The sequence below is a fragment of the Dokdonella sp. genome (assembly GCF_039926425.1).
Lineage (GTDB): Bacteria > Pseudomonadota > Gammaproteobacteria > Xanthomonadales > Rhodanobacteraceae > Dokdonella_A.
The window spans coordinates 1-4,971 of sequence record NZ_JBDSWZ010000230.1; the positions used below are offsets into that span (position 1 = coordinate 1).

General features: G+C 62.9%; 3 protein-coding genes and 1 pseudogene. 3 read left to right on the top strand and 1 reads right to left on the bottom strand.

Annotated features, from left to right (window positions below; genetic code table 11):
* Window positions 1-221 precede the first annotated feature (221 nt).
* Window positions 222-1,709, bottom strand: coding sequence for a transglycosylase SLT domain-containing protein (locus ABIV12_RS13155; RefSeq protein WP_348060014.1), 1,488 nt, complete (start codon window positions 1,707-1,709; stop codon window positions 222-224).
* A 158-nt stretch (window positions 1,710-1,867) separates the two neighbouring features.
* On the opposite strand from ABIV12_RS13155, the gene ABIV12_RS13160 reads away from it, so the two are divergent.
* The 3 genes and pseudogenes from ABIV12_RS13160 to ABIV12_RS13170 all read left to right on the top strand — a co-directional run.
* Window positions 1,868-3,349, top strand: a complete 1,482-nt coding sequence (locus tag ABIV12_RS13160) for a helicase HerA-like domain-containing protein (RefSeq protein ID WP_348060016.1) — start codon at window positions 1,868-1,870, stop codon at window positions 3,347-3,349.
* A gap of 106 nt (window positions 3,350-3,455) precedes the next feature.
* Window positions 3,456-4,724, top strand: coding sequence for a hypothetical protein (locus ABIV12_RS13165; protein WP_348060018.1), 1,269 nt, complete (start codon window positions 3,456-3,458; stop codon window positions 4,722-4,724).
* Window positions 4,725-4,800: 76 nt separating this feature from the next.
* A pseudogene (locus ABIV12_RS13170) lies at window positions 4,801-4,971 on the top strand (transcription elongation factor GreB); the annotation flags it as partial.

Consider the following 4,971-nt stretch of genomic DNA (forward strand, 5'->3'; position numbering starts at 1 on the left):
CGCTCTGGCTGACGGTTGTGTTCCACGAGACCAAGGATTCCCAGTTCGGCGAACAGCAGGAACTGCATCGGCAGGTCATGCGCGCACTGCGGACCTTGAAGGAGACGGTGCCCGCCACCGATCTCAATCGCTGGATGATCAACGAGGCCGAAGCGGCCTGATCCGCACATCGATCCTTCGCGACAGAAATCGGGGCGATCGCAGTGCGATCGCCCTTTTTCTTATCCGCAATCGGGAAGCTTCAGCAACTGACCCGGCTTGATCGGATAGTGCGGAGCGCGCAGGCCATTGGCTTTCGCCACGTCGCTGGCATCGCGGCAACCGCTCTTGCGTGCAATCGTCGAAAGGGTATCTCCCTTTCGCACGACATACGATTTGCCTTTTCGGCTTGGCGTTGTGCTTGATCGCGCGAGCGACACGGGCGACGGAGCGGGGACGGCGGCCGCGTGCAATTCAGACGCAAGCTGCGGCCAGCGACCGCCAGTGCAGTCGCGTACGTACACCTTTTCCAGGCGCTGCGGCACCGCCACCTGCACGCCGATCGACTGCTGTGCCTGCGGATCGAGTTGCGGATTGAGGTTGCGCAACGTGCGAAACCAGCCGTCGCGCTGGTTCGCGTCCTGACCAAAGCAGACGGTGAGTTCGGCGATCGACGCAGGCTGCTTCAACGTGATGCTTCCAGGACGGCCCGAGATTTTCGGGAACACAAGGTTATAGCGCTCCGGATGCATGAACAGCCACGCTGCCGCAAGCACCATCGGCACGTATTCACGCGTTTCCTGAGAGAGACTGGCATAGATGTCGGGGTTCCAGAAACTCTGCTGCCCACCGGCTTTCCCGACGCGTCTCAGCATCGCTCCCTCGCCGCCGTTGTACGCGCCGATCACGAGTTCGAGATTGTTGTTGAAGATCGCGAGCTGCTCGTTGACGTACGCCGCGTTCGCGCGTGCGGACATCTGCGGATCAAAGCGCTGGTCGAAGCCGTTCACCGTACCGAGCCCGAAACGAAGACCCGTCGCATACATGAATTGCAGTGGTCCGGACGCGCCGGAGCGCGACACCGCATGCACCTTGCCACCTGATTCCTTCGCCATCATTCCGAACAGCAACGCTTCGGGCAGTCCTGCCTTCTGGTACTCCGGCCACATGCGATAGCGCATGTACTGGTAGTTCTCATACGCAGTCATCAGGTTCGGCCGATACTGGGTCAGCCATTCCTCGAGCGCGGCTTTCACCGGATCGTTCATCGCGATGATGTCGCCGAGCTCGCGCCCCTTGAGCAGCGTGACCGAACGGCCAAGTTCGGGAAGCGCCGTACCGAGCGGTGAGTCCACACCCGCCTCGCCCGTCGCTTCGGGCGTTGGACTCGCCGTGTCGCCTTCGCTCGACTGATCGGATCGCCCACCGACGCCCTGTCGAAGAAGGCCATCGAATCCAGCGACGAAACGCTGCGAATCGCAGCCATTCACGGCCGAGCACCGGGTTGCCGCATCGCGCAGATCATCCAGAGCAGCCTTGATTTCGACCTGCGCCTGCGCGGAATTTCCGGTGCGAGCAAGATCAAGTCCTCCCTCGTATCGCTTGGCATCCTGGTCGAGACGCGCGTAGAGCGCAGCCGACTGCGCATCGTCCGGTCCGGCGGTGGTCTTGGGTTTCGCGTGCTGCGGCGTGCCTGCACACCCGCAGAGACCGAGAGCAATCGCGAACATGGGGGCAGGAAGAAGTCGATGCATGATGGACGGTCGCCAGGCGAAAGCGTGGCACGGTACGCGTCCGTGCACTCTGCGGCAACCAGAGGCCATTCGTCGCTACAATCGCCGCGATGCCGCATCCGGCGCTGGTCGGCGGGCGATGAGAGGAGTATGCGTTGAACGACATCCTGATCGGCAAGGGCGACAAGGACGTGTGGCTGCTGCCGCGCTATGCGAATCGACACGGCATGATCGCGGGCGCGACCGGCACCGGAAAGTCGGTCTCTCTGATGGTTCTGGCAGAAGGGTTCTCGAAGCTCGGCGTACCGGTCTTCCTCGCCGACGTGAAAGGCGACCTGGCCGGCCTCGCGCAGGCCGGCGTGATGAGCGACAAGCTCAAGGCGCGCATCGACAAGCTCGGTCTCGACTGGAAACCGAACGCGAATCCAGTCGTGTTCTGGGACATTTTCGGCAAGCTCGGGCATCCGATCCGCACGACGATCTCGGAGATGGGACCGAACCTGCTCGGCCGCCTGCTCGAACTCAACGACACGCAGGCCGGCGTGCTCGAAATCGTCTTCAAGACCGCCGACGACGAAGGCTTGCTGCTGCTCGACCTGAAGGACTTGCGCGCATTGCTCACATGGGCAACGGAACACGCGAAAGACATTTCAAAGCAGTACGGACTGATCTCGCCCACGTCGATCGCGGCCATCCAGCGTGCGTTGCTGTCGATGGAGCAGGCTGGCGGCGACCAGTTCTTCGGGGAACCCGCGCTCGACCTCGTCGACTTCATGCGCACCGACCTCTCGGGTCGCGGCGTGGTCAACATTCTCGCTGCCGATCAGCTCGTTCTGAATCCCAAGCTCTACACCACCTTCCTGCTGTGGATGCTGTCCGAGCTGTTCGAGAAGATGCCGGAGGTCGGTGACCTCGACCAGCCCAAGCTCGTGTTCTTCTTTGATGAAGCGCACCTGCTGTTCGACGACGCACCGCCGGCATTGCGCCAGCGCGTCGAGCAGGTGGTCCGCCTCATCCGCTCGAAAGGCGTTGGCGTCTACTTCTGTTCGCAAAATCCGGACGATCTGCCTGACGTGATCCTCGGCCAGATGGGCAACCGCATCCAGCACGCGTTGCGCGCCTTCACGCCCCGCGACCAGAAGGCGGTGAAGTCCGCGGCGGAAACATTCGCTCCGAATCCGAAAATCGATGTCGCGAAGGCCATCACCCAGCTCGGCGTCGGCGAGGCACTGGTGTCGACGCTGCAGGAAGGCGGTGTTCCATTGCCGGTCGAACGCGCAATGATCACATCACCCGGATGCCGCATCGGAACCATCACCGCCGAGGAGCGGGCCAGTGTGCGTTCGCGATCGCCGATTGGCGCGAAATACGATACTGCGGTCGATCGGGACTCCGCGTTCGAGAAGCTGACGAAGCGCGCCGCGGATGCCGCGTCCGCGACCGCGTCAACTGATCGTGCCAAGAATGAAAAAGCACAGGGCAGTGGCTGGATGGGCGCCGCGAAAGACATCGTTCTCGGCACCAGCCGTCGTCAGGGCATGTTGGAGGCGTTTGCCAAATCTGCGGCCCGCAATGTCGCGGGCCAGCTCGGTCGCTCGATCCTGCGCGGAGTCCTCGGTTCGATCAGCCGGCGCTGAGAACTGCGAACGCGCGCAGCGTCCTCGCTGGTCGGGCGGGAGGAGAATGCGTGGCGTTGCGCGCCTGTTTCCGGCGACGACGACTTCCTCGCCTGGACTTCCCGCAATGAGCCCCATATCCACCGAACCGTTCTGGCAAGACCTGCGTCGTCAGCTGCCCTATCCGCTGCGTCCCGCATCGCTGGTCGTTATGGGCGTGCTCTCGCTCGGTCACGCTGCAGACTTCGTTCCGGTGGTCGGCATCGTCCTGCAACTCGTTGTGTGGATTGCGCTGTACCGGTATGCGTTCGACTGCCTCCGTTCGAGCGCCGATGGCCAGACGGGTCCACCGCGTGCGCAATTCGTCCTCGACGATTCGTCCGGTTGGGCGCTCGTATGGCTGCAGACGATTTTCTTCACGGCCAATCTGATCGGCTTCCTCGGTTTCGGCCTGATCGGCGGCATCCCGGTCGCGATCGCGCTTTCGCTGGCGTTGCCGGGGGCGATCATGACGCTCGCAATCGACGAAAGCCTGGCGCAGGCACTCAATCCTGCCGCGTGGCGCGCCATCTTCGTGCGCATTGGCCGTCCGTACATCGTGATCGCCACGCTGCAGTTCCTGTTCAATGTCCTCACGCGCTACGCAGGAAGCGTATCGATACCGACGGTGCCACCGCTCGTCACCCTCGTCGGCCTGTATTTCGTTGCTCACTACCTCGTTGTGTTGAGTTTCCACCTGATGGGTCAACTCATCTGGCAGAACCACGAGGCGCTCGGACACGAACCGGAATCGGTGCGTGCCCTGCGCCGCGCGAATGCAGGTCCCGACGACGAAGTGCTCGAAGAAGTGGAGGAACTCGTCCGCGATGGCGATCCACAGGTCGCGCGCGAACTGATTGCGCATCATTTGCTGAGCAACGTGGGCAGCGAGGTGCTGCACATCGAATATCGAAAGCTTCTTGCGTTGTCGGGCCAGCTCGAAAGTCAGCTTTCGCATGGCAGAGACTGGATCGGAACGCTGCTGGCGCAGGGCAACGACCGACGTGCCGCGGACGTTGCGCGTGAATGCCTGACACTCGACCCTGCGTTCGAACTGTCCTCTCCCGACCAGGTGGCGCGCGTCGCAGCCAAGGCGGCTGCAGAGAACTGGACTGCGGTCGCCCTCAAACTCGTGTCAGGCTTCCATCGCCGCTATCCGAAGCACCGCGATATCCCCCGCAACTATCTGCTGGCAGCGCGTTTGCTGGCAGACCGCATGGGAAAGGTTGGCGAAGCGCGCGCGCTGCTCGATCAACTTCGACGAGGCTACCCCGATCACCCACTCGCCGCGGACATCGCGACATACCGCAGTACTCTCGACACGGCAGAGACGTCCACGACGCGCGTCGCGGGTTGATCGCACACTGCACGTCACGCTGGTGTACGCGTCTCAGGAGTGGCGTGCTTGCGCGCGTACTCGTTAGGATCGACCAATGAGCCGCTGGCGACCACCGACTGCCGATTCGACCCCGATGATCACCGTCGAGGGGCACGCGCGACTGAAGAGTGAATTGGACGAACTCTGGCGCATCCGTCGACCGGACGTCGTACGAGCGCTCGCGGCCGCCGCAGCGGAAGGCGACCGGTCCGAGAACGCCGAGTAC